13 protein-coding genes and 1 pseudogene are annotated in these 16,781 nt (G+C 66.0%); 6 read left to right on the top strand and 8 right to left on the bottom strand.

Annotation, left to right across the window (positions count from 1 at the left end; all coding sequences use genetic code 11):
• Positions 1-10: 10 nt before the first annotated feature.
• Together HB681_RS31185 and HB681_RS31190 are read right to left on the bottom strand one after the other, a co-directional pair.
• The gene (locus HB681_RS31185) at positions 11-1,222 is read right to left on the bottom strand and encodes an acyl-CoA dehydrogenase family protein (RefSeq protein ID WP_213958765.1); all 1,212 of its coding nucleotides are present in this window, start codon (positions 1,220-1,222) and stop codon (positions 11-13) included.
• Between the two features lie 45 nt (positions 1,223-1,267).
• Positions 1,268-1,783: a flavin reductase family protein gene (locus HB681_RS31190; protein ID WP_213958766.1), complete on the bottom strand. Its 516-nt coding sequence runs from the start codon at positions 1,781-1,783 to the stop codon at positions 1,268-1,270.
• 144 nt (positions 1,784-1,927) lie between these two features.
• Here HB681_RS31190 and HB681_RS31195 point away from each other — a divergent pair, with 144 nt between their 5' ends.
• Positions 1,928-2,671 carry a TetR/AcrR family transcriptional regulator gene (locus HB681_RS31195; protein WP_213958767.1) on the top strand — a complete coding sequence of 248 codons (744 nt, stop codon included), beginning with the start codon at positions 1,928-1,930 and terminating at the stop codon, positions 2,669-2,671.
• A 50-nt stretch (positions 2,672-2,721) separates the two neighbouring features.
• Here HB681_RS31195 and HB681_RS31200 read toward each other — a convergent pair.
• Positions 2,722-3,194: pseudogene (locus HB681_RS31200) on the bottom strand (Lrp/AsnC family transcriptional regulator).
• Between the two features lie 104 nt (positions 3,195-3,298).
• Here HB681_RS31200 and mdeB point away from each other — a divergent pair.
• Entirely contained in the window at positions 3,299-5,920 is a 2,622-nt protein-coding gene (gene mdeB / locus HB681_RS31205) for an alpha-ketoglutarate dehydrogenase (RefSeq protein ID WP_213958768.1), read from the top strand.
• A gap of 247 nt (positions 5,921-6,167) precedes the next feature.
• Here the strand turns inward: mdeB and HB681_RS31210 are convergent, their stop codons facing one another.
• The 4 genes from HB681_RS31210 to HB681_RS31225 form a co-directional block, all read right to left on the bottom strand.
• Positions 6,168-7,154: a tripartite tricarboxylate transporter substrate binding protein gene (locus HB681_RS31210; protein ID WP_213958769.1), complete on the bottom strand. Its 987-nt coding sequence runs from the start codon at positions 7,152-7,154 to the stop codon at positions 6,168-6,170.
• Between the two features lie 25 nt (positions 7,155-7,179).
• A complete protein-coding gene (locus HB681_RS31215) occupies positions 7,180-8,205 on the bottom strand; it encodes an amidohydrolase family protein (RefSeq protein ID WP_213958770.1) in 1,026 nt (341 codons plus the stop codon).
• A gap of 31 nt (positions 8,206-8,236) precedes the next feature.
• Positions 8,237-9,712: an aldehyde dehydrogenase family protein gene (locus tag HB681_RS31220; protein WP_213958771.1), complete on the bottom strand. Its 1,476-nt coding sequence runs from the start codon at positions 9,710-9,712 to the stop codon at positions 8,237-8,239.
• A gap of 140 nt (positions 9,713-9,852) precedes the next feature.
• On the bottom strand, positions 9,853-10,779 hold the full coding sequence (locus tag HB681_RS31225) for a LysR substrate-binding domain-containing protein (RefSeq protein WP_213958772.1): 927 nt from the start codon (positions 10,777-10,779) through the stop codon (positions 9,853-9,855).
• Positions 10,780-10,909: 130 nt separating this feature from the next.
• On the opposite strand from HB681_RS31225, the gene HB681_RS31230 reads away from it, so the two are divergent.
• The 4 genes from HB681_RS31230 to HB681_RS31245 are packed head-to-tail and all read left to right on the top strand — an operon-like array spanning position 10,910 to position 15,385.
• A complete protein-coding gene (locus HB681_RS31230) occupies positions 10,910-12,541 on the top strand; it encodes an FAD-dependent monooxygenase (RefSeq protein ID WP_256354365.1) in 1,632 nt (543 codons plus the stop codon).
• Positions 12,542-12,553: 12 nt separating this feature from the next.
• Positions 12,554-13,516, top strand: a complete 963-nt coding sequence (locus tag HB681_RS31235; protein WP_213958774.1) for a VOC family protein — start codon at positions 12,554-12,556, stop codon at positions 13,514-13,516.
• The gene (locus HB681_RS31240; RefSeq protein WP_213958775.1) at positions 13,513-14,370 is read left to right on the top strand and encodes a fumarylacetoacetate hydrolase family protein; all 858 of its coding nucleotides are present in this window, start codon (positions 13,513-13,515) and stop codon (positions 14,368-14,370) included. Before HB681_RS31235 ends, HB681_RS31240 begins: the two co-directional genes overlap by 4 nt.
• Before the next feature lie 28 nt (positions 14,371-14,398).
• Complete coding sequence (locus HB681_RS31245; protein ID WP_213958776.1) at positions 14,399-15,385, top strand: tripartite tricarboxylate transporter substrate binding protein; 987 nt, start codon at positions 14,399-14,401, stop codon at positions 15,383-15,385.
• An 87-nt stretch (positions 15,386-15,472) separates the two neighbouring features.
• On the opposite strand, the gene HB681_RS31250 is transcribed toward HB681_RS31245, so the two are convergent.
• Positions 15,473-16,663 carry an iron-containing alcohol dehydrogenase gene (locus HB681_RS31250; RefSeq protein WP_213958777.1) on the bottom strand — a complete coding sequence of 397 codons (1,191 nt, stop codon included), beginning with the start codon at positions 16,661-16,663 and terminating at the stop codon, positions 15,473-15,475.
• Between the last annotated feature and the right edge of the window lie 118 nt (positions 16,664-16,781).

Here is a 16,781-nt window from a genome sequence, read left to right on the forward strand (position 1 = left end):
GTGGTCTGGCTCATACCAGTGGCGTGACGAAGGTGTCGACACCAAGCAATGCCTTGCCGTACACCTCGGCGGCGATCAGGGGCGATGCCACGGCATGCCGCGCGCCGGTGTTGGCATCGCGCCAGAAGCGCTGCATCGGGCTGGATTCCGCAAAGGATCCCGCGCCGTGTGCCGTGACGAGGATGTTGAGTGCGTCGACGATCTGCGTAATGGCATGGCCCGTGTCCGCGCGCACCCTCGCCCTCGCGACGAAATCAGGATAGCTACCCTCGGTCGCGAAACGCTCGATGTCCTCGGCGGCCCGGTAGGCATGCAAATGCGCCGTGTCGATCTTCATGGCCGCTTCGGCAATCTGCATCTGGAAAGCCACCGACTCCGACTGCTTGCCATACACCGTGTACGCGATATTGCGCTTGCTGGCCATGTCGATGACGTACTTCAGCGCGGCCGTCCCCATACCCAGCTGCGGACCCACCAGGATCAACGCAGCAACCGGCACGAAGGCGCTGCGGTACAGCGGCTCGTCCTTGAACTCGGTCGCATAGTCGCCGCCGATGGCGCGCTGGATCGAATACATCCGGTGGTCTGGCACGAAGATCTCGTTGGCGACCAGGCAGTTGCTGCCGCTGCCCTTCATGCCGACCGTGTACCAGGTGTCTTCGATCGTCAGCTCGCTCATCGGCACGTAGGCGAGGTATTGATCGGTGACCTCGCCCTTGTCGTTCTGCTCGGTGAGGCCGATCAAGCCCCAGTCGGCGTGCAGGCAACCCGAGGCGTAGTACCACTTGCCCGACACGACGAGGCCGCCCTCGACTTCCTTGCGATGCGTCTGCGAGCTGGGCGTGAACACGCCGGCGACGCGCGCATCGGGGTTGGCGCCGAAGATCTCGTCCTGCGCGCGGCCCGGCAGCAGCGAGGCGAACCACGAGCACACGACGATCAGGTTGACCACCCAGGCGCTAGACGGGCAGCCTTCCGCCAGTGCGGCCGTCACATCCAGGTGCGTGCGAAGCCCGGCTTCGTAGCCGCCATGGCGGCGCGGCTGCAATGTGCGGAACAATCCGGCCTCGGTCATTGCCCGGATGTTTTCCTCCGCGACGCGGCGGTCCTTTTCAGTTTGCGCGGCATTCTTCTGCAGCAGCGGCTTCAAGGCGCGAGCGCGTGCTACGAGTTGTGCGCGTTCGGCGATTTCAATCTGCGGGTCGGGGCGTGGATGGGACATGGTGCTTTCCTTGGAAGTGAAGGTCGAGGTGAAGTCGGGCGGCGGTTACCAGCCGTCGGTGGATTGCCATTGGACAAAGGGCTTCTTGTGGGTATGCACTTGGCGATAGTTGCCGCCGTAGAAGATGAGCGGGCTGGCGTCGGTGCCATGGCTCAGATGTTCGATTTCGCCGATGTAGAGCAGGTGGTCGCCGGCCGCATGGATGTCGACGACGCGCGCCACGATGTGTGCCAGGCTGCCATCGATCAGCGGTGTGTCAGAGGCGTGCACGAACGGGATCGGCATGCCCTCGACGGGCCGGCCGCCGAAGTGCGAGCTCAGGTCCTGCTGGCTCTCGGCCAAGAGGTTCACGCCATAGCGGCTGCCGTGCAGCACATGGGCTGTGAACTGGGAGTTCTTGCGGACGGACACAAGCACCAGGGGAGGCTCGAGGGACACCGACAGGAAGGCATTGGCGGTCATTCCCGCCGGCTGGCCTTCCCGGTGATAACTCACCACGGTCACGCCGGTGGCGAAACGCCCCATGATCGAGCGGAAGAGGCTGGGTTCGATGGAGGTCATCGTGCGTTGCTCCGGGTTGCATGTGTGAAGGCCATGGGCGAATTCTTGATCTTTGCCGTCGGCGCTTCCATGCCTGCTTTCCGCAAGTCAGAATGCCAAATCGTCAAGATGTCAGCGCGCCATCGAAGTCGGGAGACACGCCCCATGCAATCAACGTCCGCAGTGCCGCATCCTGGAACCGGCGACAACGATCACCGCGTGCAGAGCGCGCTGCGCAAGCGCGAGCGCACCCGCAAACGCATCCTCGAGGCGACCATCCAGGTGTTCGTGCGTCGAGGCGACGACATGCCCGTCATCGAGGATGTGGTGCGCGAGGCAGGGATCTCGCGCGGCACGTTCTACCAGCACTTTCCTTCGCTCGACGATGCGCTTCTGGCCGCCAGCACCGGGATGAACGAACGCATGATCGCGGAGATACTTCCGCTCTACGACTGCCTGAACGAGCCGTGGCAGCGCGCGGCGGTCGGCTTTCGCCTGTTCCTCATTCGCGCCTGGCAGGACCCCGACTGGGCGGCCTTCGTCACGCGCATGGATGCATGGCCGCGCGACTCGCTGGTGGCCACCTACATGGCGCGCGACCTGGAACGCGGCAGGGTACTCGGGCAGTTCCAGATCGATGATGCGCAGATGGCCTGCGACTTCCTGATGGGCGCGTCGGCCGGAGGCATCCAGGGCGTGCGCAGCGGTGTGGCGGATCCGCATGCCTACATGGACAATTCGGTCAGGTTGGCGCTCCAGTCACTGGGTTGCAGCGCCGAACTGCGCGAACGTGGTGTCGAGTTCTCGCGGCGACACCTGGACGAATGGATCAGCGGGCAGCGGCTGGCTTGGACGCCGCTGGCAGGGTCCGGTCGCGAGGACCACGATACGGACGAAACACCCTCTTAGATGCTTCGACGACCGCTCTTGACAGACGAGCCCTGCGGTTCAAACAGCTTTCAAAGCCGGACCGACGGCAGGGGCAGGGCGGTCTTGTACCGCACCTGCTTGAGCGCAAAGCTCGAGCGGATCTTCTCGATGCCCGGGATGGGCGTGAGCTGTTCCAGGATGAACTTCTCCAGCGCACCGATGTCGGCCAGTTGCACGCGGATCAGGTAGTCGCTGTCGCCGGACATCAGGTAGCACTCCATCACTTCGTCATGCTCGGCGATGCGCTCTTCGAACGTGGCGAGCGACGCCTTGCTTTGCGTTGTGAGGCTGATGGAGTGAAGACGTTCAGGCCCAGACCGAGGGCCGTCGGGTTTGCGATTGCCACGTAGCGAGCGATAACGCCGGCGGCTTCGAGCGCCTTCACACGCGCCAGGCAGGGCGACGGAGAGAGCTGCACCCGGCGTGCCAGTTCCACGTTGGACAGGGCGCCATCCCGTTGCAGTTCGTCCAGGATGCGCAGGTCGAGGGCGTCGAGCTTCATGTTCTCAGAAGGTAGGTGGTTGGCGGCATCTTATGCTGCTGAATGCATCATTCACATGCCTTTCCAGCAGCACATTTCGATCGACGCAGCCTAAAGTTCGAAAGATGAACGCACCTCTGTCCCCACACCAATTGCGCGGCATGCTGGAAATGGCCTCGCACGACTCCGACCCCATCGAGACGGCCGAATGGCGCGAGGCCTTCCAATCGCTGGTACAGGCGCATGGACCCGAACGCGCGCGCTGGATGCTCGATGAGCTCGCCCGCATTGCGCGCGAAGGCCGCGTGGGCTGGCAGCCCGAGCTGTCGACGCCGTACGTCAATACCATCCCCGTTGAGGCGCAGCCCGCCTTCCCGGGTGACTTGGCGGTAGAGGAACGGTTGGCATCGCTGATGCGCTGGAACGCGCTGGCGATGGTGGTGCGGGCCAATCATTCGTACGGCGAACTGGGCGGGCACATCGCCAGCTATGCGAGCGCGGCGGACCTGTTTGAGACGGGCTTCAATCACTTTTTCCACGCGAAGGACGTCGGACACGGCGGCGACCTCGTGTTCTTCCAGCCCCACAGCGCGCCAGGTGTCTATGCGCGAGCGTTCCTTGAAGGCCGCCTGAGCGAAGATGACCTCGCGCACTATCGCCAAGAACTCAACGTGGGTGAGGGCGCACGCGGCCTGAGCAGCTATCCGCATCCGTACCTGATGCCCGACTTCTGGCAGTTCCCCACCGGCTCAATGGGGATCGGTCCGATCAGCTCGATCTACCACGCGCGCTTCATGCGCTATCTCACGCACCGCCACCTGCTCGACTGTGGCGCTCGAAAAGTGTGGGGCGTGTTCGGCGACGGCGAGATGGACGAGCCCGAATCGATGAGCGCCCTGACCCTGGCCGCCCGCGAGAAGCTCGACAACCTGGTGTGGGTGGTCAACTGCAACCTGCAGCGCCTCGACGGCCCGGTGCGCGGCAACGGCCGCATCATCGACGAGCTGGAAAAGCTCTTCGCCGGTGCCGGCTGGAACGTCATCAAGCTGGTGTGGGGCAGCGACTGGGATGGCCTTTTCGCACGCGACACCACGGGCGCACTGGCCCGCGCCTTCGCCAACACCGTCGACGGCCAGATGCAGACCTTCGCCGCGAAGGATGGCCGCTTCAACCGAGACACCTTCTTCGGCCAGAACGAGGAACTCGCGCGCCTCGCCCAAGGCATGACCGACGAGCAGATCGATCGCCTCAAGCGCGGCGGTCATGACCTCGTGAAGATCCACGCCGCCTATGCCGCAGCCGCCGCGCACCAGGGCCAGCCGACCGTGATCCTGGCCCACACCAAGAAGGGCTACGGCATGGGCGCGGGGCAGGGCAAGATGACCACGCACTCGCACAAGAAGTTCGAGAGCGCGGACCTCATCGGCTTCCGCAACCGCTTCAACCTGCCGCTGACCGATGAGCAGGCGACCTCGCTGGCCTTCTACAAGCCGGCTGATGACAGCGCGGAGATGCAGTACCTGAAGTCGCATCGCCAAGCGCTCGGCGGCGCGATGCCGCGGCGCGAGACGGCGTGCGACGTGGTGCCCAAGCCGGACCTGGCCGCGTATGCCAAGTTCGCCATCGAGGCCGAAGGCAAGGACATGAGCACCACGATGGCCTTCGTGCGCATGCTCGGCAACCTGCTGAAGGACAAGCAGATCGGCCCGCGCGTGGTGCCCATCGTGGCCGACGAGGCGCGCACCTTCGGCATGGCCAACCTGTTCAAGCAGGTCGGCATCTATTCGAGCGTGGGCCAGCGCTATGCGCCGGAAGACATCGACACCATCCTGAGCTATCGAGAAATCACCGACGGCCAGATCCTCGAGGAAGGCATCAGCGAGGCCGGCGCCATCGCGAGCTGGACCGCTGCGGCCACGAGCTACAGCGTGCATGGGCTGGCGATGTTGCCCTTCTACATCTACTACTCGATGTTCGGCTTCCAGCGCGTCGGCGATGCGATCTGGGCCGCAGCGGACCAACGCTCGCGCGGCTTCCTGCTGGGCGCCACCTCCGGCCGCACCACGCTCGGCGGCGAAGGCCTGCAGCACCAGGACGGCACCAGTCACCTGGTCGCCGCGACCATCCCCAATTGCAAAGCGTACGACCCGGCCTTCGCGGGCGAGATGGCCGTGATCATCGATGCCGGCATCCGCGAAATGATGGTCGAGCAGCAGGACGTTTTCTACTATGTCACGCTGATGAACGAGAACTACGCGCAGCCCAGCCTGCCACCGGAAGTGCATGGCGATGTATTGCGCGGTTGCTATCGCTTCGGGCGCTTTCCTGCGGATGCGTCGGCGACGCAGGTGACGCTGATGGGCTCCGGCGCGATCCTCACCGAAGTCATCAAGGCGGCTCAGCAACTGGCGGCGGAAGGAATCGCCGCCGAGGTCATCAGCGTGACCAGCTGGAGCGAACTGGCGCGCGATGGCGCGGCCTGCGAGCAAGCTGATCTGCGCGGCGAGGCAGCCGGCACCCCCTACATCGCGCAGCAGCTTGCCGATGGCGGTGGCCCCATCATCGCCGCCACCGACTACGTGCGCGCCGTGTCGGAAAGCGTGCGCGCCTACCTGCCCGCAGGCCGCCGCTACCTCACCCTCGGCACCGATGGCTTCGGCCGCAGCGACACGCGGGCGGCATTGCGCCATTTCTTCGGGGTGGATGCCGCGAGCATCGTCCACGCTGCGCGGAAGGCGCTTGCATGAACGTGCTGGAAGGATGAGTGCTCAACCAAGGCGACTTCAAGGACGTCGCCGTGGTCGAACGCTGGTATGGCCGGGGCGGCTTGATCGAGGAGCAGTCGCTCATCCCGGTGGAATCGGACAAAGTTCTCGATGGAGATTCCGTGCTCAGCGAGCGGCCTGAGGGAGATGAAGATAGTCCGGTCTTGATCCAGGTCCGTGACCCCTCGGATGCATCGCATGAATGCATCCGGGGGCGAGGGAGACGTCGTCAGTCCAGGGTGATCCTGGCGTCAGTGACGACCTTTTTCCAGCGCGTCATGTCGCTCTTGACGAGCGCAGCCAGTTCACCCGGCGATCCGGTTCGCACCACCAGCCCTTGCTTGCCGAGACTTTCCTTCACTTCGCTGGAATTCAACACCGCAACGAAGTCTTTGTTCAGCCGCGCCACAAGCTCCGGCGGCGTTCGAGCCGGCGCCATGACCGCGTACCAGGCATCGACGCCGTCCATGACGTCAATACCCTGCTCCTTGAAGGTCGGCACGTCCGGCGCGAACGCGCTGCGCGCCTGGCCCGTGACCGCCAGCAGGCGCAACTTGCCGGCCTCTGCGTGCGGGCGCATCGAGTGCAGGCTGGCGATCATCATCTGGACCTGGCCACCCAGAAGGTCGGTGATCGCACCTGCGATGCCTTTGTAGGGCACGTGCACGACGTCGATGCCGGTCTTCGACTTGAGCAGTTCCATGGCCAGGTGCTGCGGCGTTCCGTTGCCCGGCGTGGCGTAGTTGAGCTTGCCGGGATTCTGCTTGGCATACGCCACCAGCGACTTCATGTCGGTCGCCGGCACGCCGGGGTTCACCGCGAACACGAAGCTCGCCTCGGCGAGCGGGGCCACGGGTGCAAAGTCGGCCACGGGATCGAACGGCAACTTTTTGTAGATCGACGGCGTCATCGTGAAGGTGTTGATCGCCATCAGCAGCGTATGCCCATCCGGGGCGGCCATCGCTACCTGCTGGGCACCGAGGTTGCCGCTCGCGCCGGGCCGGTTGTCGACCACGACGGGCTGGCCCCAGCGCGCTGCGAGCTTCGGCGCGACGATGCGGGCGATGATGTCGCTGCCGCTGCTGGACGTGAATGGCACGACCAGCGTGATGGGCTTGCCTGGGAACGTCGCTGCGGGCTGCGCCTGCGCCGTCAGCGACGGCATGAAGGCGAGCGCCACCATGGCGGCGCCCAGGATTCGGATGGCCTTGATCATTTCGAATGTCCTCGGGGTTTGATCGTCAGCGGCCGATGCGCGGCATGCGCATCAGGCGAAGCGCGTTGCCCAGGTAGAGCTTCTCCTGGTCCTCGTCGCTCAAGCCAAGTTCCGCGATGGAGCGTATGCCTTCGCGAATGAACATCGGCCCGCCTTCAGGGTCGAACGGGCAATCCGATGCGAAGACCACATGGTCGACGCCGAAGAAATCGAGGCCACAGCGCAAGGCTGCCCTGGAGCCGCCGAGCACCGTGTCGCCGTAGAACATTTTGAAGTATTCGATCGGCGCCTTCGATAGCCGCTTGAGCACGTCGGCTTCGCTGCCGTCCGCGCTGCGGCTGCCCAATTGTGCCCACAGCGATTCGGCCCGGCCGGCGAAGTAGGGCAGCATCCCGCCGCAGTGGTGCGTGATGATCCTCAGGCTCGGGAGTTTTTCCAGCAGGCCCGAGAACACCATGCGCGACATCGCTACCGACGTCTCGAAGGGCCAGCCTAGTACTTGCCAGATCTCGTACTTGGAGCGCTCCTCGCCCTTGTAGTCGGCCGTCGTGCCGGGACGGAATGGATGCATCCAGATCGGCAGTTCGTGCTTGTTGGCCATGCGCTCGAAGATCGGAAAGAACTCCGGGTCGTCGAGCGGGCGGCCGTTGACGTTGGTGATGATCTGGACACCGCGGGCGCCCAATTGGTCGATCGCGCGGTCCATCTCCTTCAATGCCTCGGGCACGTTGTTCATCGGCAACGAGGCCACGAAGACCGGAAACTGGTCGGGCCAGCGCTTGCAGATCTCGGCCATGCCGTCATTGGCGACGCGGGCGAACGCGGGCGACTGGTCGGGGCCGCCGAGGTACTCGGGCGCGGGCGCGCTCAGGGTCAGCACCTGCACGACGTCGGGGAACTTCTCCACCAGCATCTTCGCGCGGGCTTCGAGGTCCCATAGCATCGGCAGGCCGGCCATGCGCTTGACGATGCCGGCGTCCTTCGAATGCGTCTTGACCAGCTCGAAATAGGCCGGCGGCAGGAGGTGGTTGTAGATGTCTATCTTTTTCATGTGTCTCTTTCTGGGTGATGAGGACCGCGCCTTACAGCGGGTATTGCCGCTTGTTCTGGCTCACCGTGACGAGATTGAGGTCGGTGAACATGTCGATGGCCCAGCGGCCGAAGCGCGCCCAGCCGCTGTCTTTCACGCCGCCGAACGGAATCTGCGGCTCGCCGCCCATGGTCGGCCCATTGACGTTGACCATGCCCGACTGGATCTGCCCGCCGATCGTGATGCCCTTCCAGACGTCGGCGGTCATCACCGACGCCGACAGGCCGAAGTCGGTGACGTTGGCCTTGTCGATCGCCTCCTGCTCGCTGTCGAAGGGCTCCACGATCACGACCGGGCCGAAGATCTCCTCGCGGTAGATCGGCGCTTCCGGCGGCACGTCGACGAGCACGGTGGGCTCAAAGCAGCGCCCGGTGTATTCGCCACCCGCGAGCACGCGCGCGCCGGCGGCCACCGCCTGCTCGACGCCCTTCGCGACGCTGGCCACAGCACGGTTGTTGATTAGCGGTCCGATCTTGTTGGCGGGGTTGGATGGGTCCCCGGCCTTGAGCGCCTTGGCGCGCGCCACGAAGCGCTCGAGGAAGGCGTCGAACAACGGCCGCTGCACCAGGATCTTGCGCGTGTTCATGCAGATCTGGCCCTGATGGAAGAAGGCCGCGAAGATCGCGGTGTCGACCGAATAGTCGAGGTCGGCGTCCTTCAGCACGATCATCGGGTTGTAGCCGCCCAGCTCGAGCGAGATGCGCTTGAGGTGCTGGCCGGCGCGCGCCGCCAGCCGTGCGCCGGTCGCGGAAGAGCCGGTGAAGTTGTAGGCACGGACCTGCCGGCTCTCGAACAGCCGGTCGGCGATCGGGCCGACCTCGCCGGGCGCGTGCGTGATCACGTTGACCACGCCGGGCGGGAAGCCGGCCTCGGTCATGACTTCGCCCATCAGCAGGCCGGCGCAGAAGGGCGCGTCCTCCGAGGGCTTGAGGACCACGGTGTTGCCACAGGCGAGCGGCGCCACCACCGTGCGAAACCCGAGGGCCAGCGATCCGTTCCACGGCGAGATGCCGCCAATGACGCCGAGCGGCTTGCGCACCGCCATTGCGAACACGCCCGGCGTATCCGACTGGACGATCTCGCCACCGGGCAGGTAGGGGTAGCCGGCCGCCTGGCGAAGCAGCCCGACCGCCCACTGGACCTGGAAACGTGAGAACGCATTGGCCGAACCGGTCTCCTGCGCCATCAGCAACACGATCTCATCCGCCCGGCGTTCGAGGATGTCGGCGGCCTTGAGGAACAGCGCTTGACGCGCACGCGCACCCATCGCGGCCCAGGCGGGAAATGCCCGGTCCGCCGCATCGATGGCGCGCTGCGCATCGGCGGCGCTGGAGGCCGGAACCGCGGCAAAGACTTCCCCGCTGAAGGGGTTCATGTCGTCGAAGGTCCGGCCACCTTCTGCCTCGACCCACTGGCCTGCGATCAGCTGTCGGAATGTCCGGGTTTGCGCCGCTACGGCTGCTGTCATCTCTTGTCTCCTTCGTTCGGCAGCGGGGCAGGATTGCCGTCGCCGCCGCGAATGCTAGTTGGGAGCGAGCGAGCGCAAAAGATGCGAGAAACGAGCTGGCGATGCCTGAAACGAATCGCAGGCTCGCAGCGTGCGCGGGGTCAGGGCAAGCGGACCGCTTCGCCCAGGTTCCCGCTTTCCATGTGCGCAGCCGCGCGCCGCAGCAGGTCGCACAGGTGCTCCGCCGCCGGCGTCAGCGGCAGGCCGGCGCGTTGGATGATGGAGATCGGGGGCGCTGCCAGCGGCTCCGAGATGTCGAAGGCCTGCAGCACATCGCGCGTCAACGGAAAACGCATCCATTGCGTAGGCAACATGCTGAGCAGGTCCGAATAGAGCAAGGCCACGATCAGCGTCAGGGCGGAATGCGCCTGCATGACCAGCGTGGGCGGCGGCAGGCCATGTTGCGCGAACAAGGGGCCGAGTTCGTGTTCTGCCTGGGCGGTGATCGAGGTCGTGAGCCATTCCGCCTCCGCGAGTTCGCTCAATGACTTGGCCTGGGCCAGTGGATGGCCCTTGCGCCCGACGATCACGCGGGTGTTGTCGAAGAGCTTCTCGACGATCAGGCCCTCGGGCAACTGCTCGGGCGGGGGGCCGATATAGCAGTCGATCCTGCCGTCCTGCAACTCGGCCGCCACCGTCGGAAACACGGCGTCGAGGATGTCGAGCCGCACATCCGGAAAGCGCTGGCGGAAGGGACGCAGCACCTCGGGCAGCAGGGCCATGTGCGGCACCATCGACAGCGCCACGCGCACGCTGCCGTGGGTCAGGCCACGCAACTGCGCGACCTCGTCGCGCGCACGCACCAACTCGTTGTCGACGCTGCGCGCCCGCCGGATGAAGGCCTCGCCGATCGCGGTGGGCACGATGCCGCGGGATCGTCGTTCGAACAAGGCGACGCCCAGTTCCTTTTCGAGTTCCTGGATGCTGCGGGTCATCGCCGGCTGGGCGATCCCGATCTCGCGGGCGGCGCCGCGCAGGCTGCCATGGTCCGCGACAGCCAACAGATCACGCAGGTGGTGCAACTTCATGAAAAGCGACTGATGCGAAGGAGGTATCGGTTCGACGATTCTGCCATCTTTTGTTATTTGACTGGCCTTTCTACGATCTCTCCCCAACAGCGGCCGTGGATGCCCAATGTCCACGGCGAAGGAGACAAGAATGAACCTGGAAACAAAGACGCAGCCGCAAGTCCTGATCGTCGGCGCCGGCCCGGCCGGCCTGGCGCTGGCCATCGAACTCGGCCAGCGCGACATCCCCTGCCTGCTCATCGAGCGCAACGACCGCGTCGGCTATGCGCCCCGCGCCAAGACGACGAACGTGCGCACCCGCGAGCACCTGCGCCGCTGGGGCATTGCCGACAAGCTGCGCGCCGCGTCGCCGCTGGGGGTCGACTACCCGTCGAACATCGTCTTCTGCACCCGCCTGAATGGCCCGGCCCTCGCGCGCATCGAGAACGCGATGTACTGCGCGCCGGGCAAGAACCCCCTGTACTCCGAGCATGCGCAGTGGATTCCACAGTATTCGGTGGAAGAAGTCATGCGGGCGCATGTGCAAACGCTGCCTTGCGTGGAACTGCGCTTCAGCACCGATTTGCTGAGCTTCACGCCGGACGACGACGGCGTAGTGGCGCAGTTGAAGAACCTCTTGGACGGAACGAGCTTCGAAGTCGCATGCAACTACCTCGTCGGCGCCGACGGTGCGCGCAGCACGGTGCGCACCGCCATCGGCGCCAGGATGCACGGCACCTACGGGCTCTCGCGCAACTACAACGTGGTGTTCCGCGCGCCGGGCCTGGCGCAGGCCCACGCGCATGGCCCGGCCATCATGTACTGGCAGATCAACGGCGACGCGCCGAGCCTGATCGGGCCGATGGACAGTGGCGACAAGTGGTTCTTCATGCCCACGCAAATGACCCAGGACCAGAAGCTCGACAACGACGAAGCGGCCGCGCTGATCCGCAAGGCCACCGGCCTGGCCGACCAGGAGATCGAGGTGCTGAGCACCGACGAATGGGTCGCGAGCCGCCTCATCGCCGACAAGTACAGCGACCGGCGCGCCTTCCTCATCGGCGACGCCTGCCACCTGCACCCGCCCTTCGGCGGCTATGGCATGAACATGGGCGTGGCCGACGGTGTCGACCTGGGCTGGAAGATCGCGGCCGTGCTGCAGGGCTGGGGCGGGCAGGCACTGCTCGACAGCTACGAGCAGGAACGCCGGCCGGTGCACGACTCCGTCATGGACGAGGCGGTGGCCAATCATTCGGTGCTGGGCAACCAGCTCTGGCAGGAAGGCCTGGAAGATGCGAGCGATGCCGGCACACGGATGCGCAGCGAAGTCGGCAAGCGCATCGAGGTCGCCAAGTTGCGCGAGTTCAACACGCTGGGCGTGGTGCTCGGCTACCGCTACGACGGCTCGCCGGTGATCGTGCCGGACGGCACCGAGGCGCCCGCGCACGACTTCCTCAATTACGTGCCGACCGCCCGACCCGGGGCGCTGGCGCCGCATGCCTGGCTGCACGACGGCAGCTCGCTGTATGACCAGTTCGGTCGCGGCTTCACGCTGCTGGCCTCGCACGACGCAGACGCGGCAGCACTCGCGCAGGCGCAGAAGGCGGCCCGCGCGGCGGGCATTCCACTGACCGTGACCCAGCCGCAGGAGCGCGTGCTCAAGCAGTTGTACGGCGCGCGCTACACGTTGATCCGCCCCGATCAGCACGTGGCATGGCGCGCGGATGCGTGGCCCGTCGAGGATCAAGCCCTGTTGAAGCACGTCGCCGGCCAAGCCGGCTGAAGGAACGCCCCGATGACCGAACCCCACCTGCATCGCCGCGCCGGCGTCGTCGCCGTCCATTCGCTGAACCGCTTCGTGTTCTCGGTGCCCGACCTCGACGAAGCCGAGCGCTTCTACCTTGCCTTCGGGCTCGATGTCCGGCGCATCGCCGATCGCATCGACCTCCACACCTGGGGCCATCCGCACGCCTGGGGCTCGGTCTTCGAAAGCGGCGCAGCCAAGCGCCTCGAATACCTGAGCTACGGCATCGACGAGGCCGACCTGCCTGCATGGCGCGAGCGCATCGATCGCCATGGCATCGCCGGCCCCGCGCACCGGCTGTCCAAAGGCGGCGGCCTGTGGCTGCGCAACCCGGACGGCACGCCGCTGCAACTGGTCGTCGCTCCGAAGGTCTCGCCGAGTGAGAAATCGCAGGCCACGGCACGCAGCGATGCCGCGCCAGGGCAGGGCGCCGCGCCGACACGCAGCGTCGTGCGGCAGGTGCGCCCCCGCCATCTTTCGCACGCGTTGTTCTTCACGCCCGACGTGCAGCGCATGGTCGAGTTCTCGTCCAGGGTGCTGGGCCTTCGCATGTCCGACCATTCGGGCGATGTGATCGCGTTCATGCATGGGCCGCACGGCAGCGACCACCACCTGGTGGCGTTCGCGAAATCGCATGCGCCGGGCCTGCACCATTCGAGTTGGGACGTCGGCAGCATCGACGAGGTCGGCAGCGGCGCCGAGCAGATGCGCGCTGCCGGCCACGACCAGGGCTGGGGCGTGGGTCGCCACGTGCTGGGCTCGAACTACTTCCACTACGTGCGCGATCCCTGGGGCAGCTTTGCCGAGTACTCGCACGACATCGACTTCGTGCCTCACGACCTCGAATGGCCCGCGGCCGACCATCCGCCGCACGACTCGCTCTACGTCTGGGGGCCGCCGGTCCCCGGCGACTTCATCACCAACCACGAACCCGTTCCAGGAGCCCCCTCATGAGATTCATCGCATTCACCAACGACCAGGGCCAGCCGGCGCTGGGCGCCCGCATCGGCCAGGAACTGGTCGACCTCACCGCCCTCGGGCTGCCCGCATCGCTCGACGAGCTGCTGCGCCAGGGCGAAGCCGGGATGCAGGCCGCGCGCGACGCGATTGCAAGTGCCACCGTGCGCCGCCCCATCGCCGGCCTCCAGTACCTGCCGCCGGTGCTCAACCCGGCCAAGGCCTTCGCCATCGGCCTGAACTACATCGACCATGCCGCGGAAAGCAACTTCGATCCGCCGAAGCACCCGGTGGTGTTCCAGCGCTACGTGTCTTCGTGGGTCGGCCACGAGGAGCCGCTGCAACGTCCCAAGGTGTCGACGCAGTTCGACTACGAGGCCGAACTGGTCGCGGTGATCGGCAAGGGCGGGCGCTACATCCCGAAGGAAGAGGCGCTCGATCACGTGGCCGGTTACTCGCTGTTCAACGACGGCTCGATCCGCGACTACCAGTTGCGCACCAACCAGTGGACGCTGGGCAAGAACTTCGACAACAGCGGCTCCTTCGGCCCGGAGTTCGTCACCGCCGACGAAGTGCCTGCCGGTGCATCGGGCCTTCAACTCACCTGCCGACTCAATGGCAAGGTGCTGCAGGACGCCAACACGCGCGACATGATCTTCGACGTGGCCACGCTGGTGTCGGCATGCTCCGAAGCGATGGCGCTGCAACCCGGCGACATCATCATCACGGGCACGCCCTCGGGCGTGGGCCTGGCGCGCAAGCCGCAAGTCTGGATGAAGCCGGGCGACGTGTGCGAAGTGGAGATCGAGGGCCTCGGCGTTCTTCGCAACTCGATCGTCGACGAAGCCTGAGCCGCATGGCCCCCGCAGGAGACAACGCATGAACAGAAGAATCATCGTGGCCACCGCAGCCACTCTCGCCGCCCTCGCGCTCTCGCCACTGGCGCACGCCCAGGCGCCCGCGGGCCTGAGCGCAGGTCCGGTGCGCATCACCAGTACGCTGCCGGCCGGCAGCGGCCCGGACACCATCGCGCGCGTGGTGGCGGAGAGGCTGCAGGCGAAATGGGATCGCCCCGTCGTCGTCGACCCGAAGCCGGGCGGTGCGGGCGTGGTCGCGATCAATGCGGTGAAAGGTGCGCCGCCGACCGGCAACGATCTCGTCGTGGCCGACGTCGGCAACCTGGCGATCAACCCGCTGATCTTCAAGAAGCTGGCCTACGAGCCCGAGAAGGACTTGGTGCCGGTGGCGCTGCTCTACAAGACTGCCTTCTTCGTCGCTGTGGGCGCGAACAGTCCCTACAAGACGCTCAAGGATCTTCTTCAGGCGGCCGGCAGCAAGTCCACCGTGCTGAGCTACGGCTCGAACGCGGTGGGCGGGCCGATCCACCTGGGCTCGGCCCGCCTTGCGCATGCATTGGGCGTCGAGATGATGCACGTGCCCTACAAGGAGACGTCGCAGCTCTATGCGGCAATGTCGACCGGCGAGGTTGACTGGGCTTACGCCAGCATCGCCACCGCCGGGCCCCTCGCGCGCGCGGGTAAACTGCGTTTCCTGGCGGTGGCGGACGCCGCTCGCTCGCCGGCACTGCCGGAGGTGCCCACGCTCGAGGAGGCGGGCGGGCCCAAGGGCGTCAGCTCACTGTCGTGGGTCGGCCTGATGGCGCCGCGTGGCACGCCCACCGCCACGGCGGATGCGATCAACAAGGGCGTCAACGAGGCGCTCTCGCAGCCCGAGGCGAAGGAGCGCCTGGCGACCTTCGGCTTCGTGGCAAGCCCCGGCCCTGCGCAACAGGTGGCGGACCTGATGCAAGCGGATCGCGCGCGCTACGCCGAAGTACTCAAGCACGTCAAGGTCTCGGTCGACTGATCGGGGGAGAGGCGATCGGCGCAGCGCGACCGGCCGCTCCCCACGCGCTGCGTCAACGGGCCTCGCTGTGCGGCAACAAGGTCTCGTCTAATGCTGCGCCAGCGAGCGACCGAGCAACGCGGCGTACTCGGAGACGGAAGGATGAACGGGCGCGAACAGGTTGAAGTGACTTGAATGCGCAGTCTGGGCCAGCGCGTCCACGTCCGTTGCAACGTACCCCAGTTCCGCGAGCGTCGTCGGCAATCCGACGTCCCGCATCAGCGAAGCGACGCCCTCCGAAAGCGAAACCCCAGGCGCGAGGCCAAGCGCCCGGGCCACGGCGCTTGCGCGTTCGGGCACGCGAGGCTGCGTGACATCAAGTGTCGCCACCAGGCCGATACCGCTCAGGATGCCATGCGGAAATCCCTGGTCGCTGCACGAGATCGCCACCGCATGGGCCGGCCCGAGGCCCATACCGATCGACACGCCGCCGGCGAACGCGGCGAGCATCATTCCGCCTCGTCCATCCGCGTCTGCGCCGTCCGCGACGGTACGCCGAAGGTGCTGCGCCACGTGTGCGATACCGTCGAGTGCGATGGCGTCACCCAGCGGCACGCTCTTGCGCGAGAGGTAGCCCTCGATGCAGTGACTCAACGCATCGATGCCCGTGGCCGCGGTGAGTCCCCGCGGCAGGCTGCGTGTCAGTTGCGGATCCAGGATCACCACCCGCGGAACGAGATGACGCGAGTTCATGCCCACCGATGCGGTGCTTGCGTCCGGATGGATGCCGGCGGATGGCGAGGCTTCGCTTCCGGTGCCTGCGGTCGTGGGAACGACGAGCAAGGGCGCAGCCGCGCGGTGCGCAGCATTGCGCACGCCGAGGTAGTCGGCCCCGCGTCCCTGGTTCGTCGCCAGCAGCGCGACGATCTTTGCAGTGTCTATGACGGAGCCGCCGCCCAACGCCACCACGCCGTCGCAGCGGTGCTGGCGATACAAGGCCGCACCACTGTCCACGTCCGCGAAGAGGGGGTTCTCGGTGACGCCATCGAAGACCGTTATCGAGGCAGCGTCGCCCCAAGCTGCGATCGCCTTGGCCGCGATACCCACCGCCACCACGCCCTTGTCCGTGACGAGCAGCGGCCGCGCGACACCGAGTGCCGTGAGTTCGTCCCGCAGCGTCGACAAAGCGCCCGCCGCGAACACGGTGCGCGGCAGCTCCAAGGTCGAAAGGATGGGTACTGGCGTGGGCACGGTCTCCTGCAGCCCTTGTCGTTCAATCTCTGATGCTTGCGCTGTCATTCCTCGGGTCTCCTGCATTGGTGATGCAGCGAACTGTAGGTTCGGGAATAGAGCGACGGAAGATGGCAAAAGAAGGTGGTCGATAGCTGAATCTGATCACGCGCCCGGCATTCAGCTT

This window comes from Variovorax sp. dw_954 (assembly GCF_018449755.1).
GTDB lineage: Bacteria > Pseudomonadota > Gammaproteobacteria > Burkholderiales > Burkholderiaceae_C > Variovorax.

What these genes read in the sequence shown, in the direction of transcription:
- HB681_RS31195 (WP_213958767.1), top strand. Translation starts at nt 1,928, where the DNA reads ATGCAATCAACGTCCGCAGTGCCGCATCCTGGAACCGGCGACAACGAT.
- HB681_RS31235 (WP_213958774.1), top strand. Translation starts at nt 12,554, where the DNA reads ATGACCGAACCCCACCTGCATCGCCGCGCCGGCGTCGTCGCCGTCCAT.
- HB681_RS31190 (WP_213958766.1), bottom strand. Translation starts at nt 1,783, where the DNA reads ATGACCTCCATCGAACCCAGCCTCTTCCGCTCGATCATGGGGCGTTTC.
- HB681_RS31220 (WP_213958771.1), bottom strand. Translation starts at nt 9,712, where the DNA reads ATGACAGCAGCCGTAGCGGCGCAAACCCGGACATTCCGACAGCTGATC.
- HB681_RS31215 (WP_213958770.1), bottom strand. Translation starts at nt 8,205, where the DNA reads ATGAAAAAGATAGACATCTACAACCACCTCCTGCCGCCGGCCTATTTC.
- HB681_RS31250 (WP_213958777.1), bottom strand. Translation starts at nt 16,663, where the DNA reads ATGACAGCGCAAGCATCAGAGATTGAACGACAAGGGCTGCAGGAGACC.
- HB681_RS31185 (WP_213958765.1), bottom strand. Translation starts at nt 1,222, where the DNA reads ATGTCCCATCCACGCCCCGACCCGCAGATTGAAATCGCCGAACGCGCA.
- HB681_RS31240 (WP_213958775.1), top strand. Translation starts at nt 13,513, where the DNA reads ATGAGATTCATCGCATTCACCAACGACCAGGGCCAGCCGGCGCTGGGC.
- HB681_RS31210 (WP_213958769.1), bottom strand. Translation starts at nt 7,154, where the DNA reads ATGATCAAGGCCATCCGAATCCTGGGCGCCGCCATGGTGGCGCTCGCC.
- HB681_RS31245 (WP_213958776.1), top strand. Translation starts at nt 14,399, where the DNA reads ATGAACAGAAGAATCATCGTGGCCACCGCAGCCACTCTCGCCGCCCTC.
- mdeB (WP_213958768.1), top strand. Translation starts at nt 3,299, where the DNA reads ATGAACGCACCTCTGTCCCCACACCAATTGCGCGGCATGCTGGAAATG.
- HB681_RS31230 (WP_256354365.1), top strand. Translation starts at nt 10,910, where the DNA reads ATGAACCTGGAAACAAAGACGCAGCCGCAAGTCCTGATCGTCGGCGCC.
- HB681_RS31225 (WP_213958772.1), bottom strand. Translation starts at nt 10,779, where the DNA reads ATGAAGTTGCACCACCTGCGTGATCTGTTGGCTGTCGCGGACCATGGC.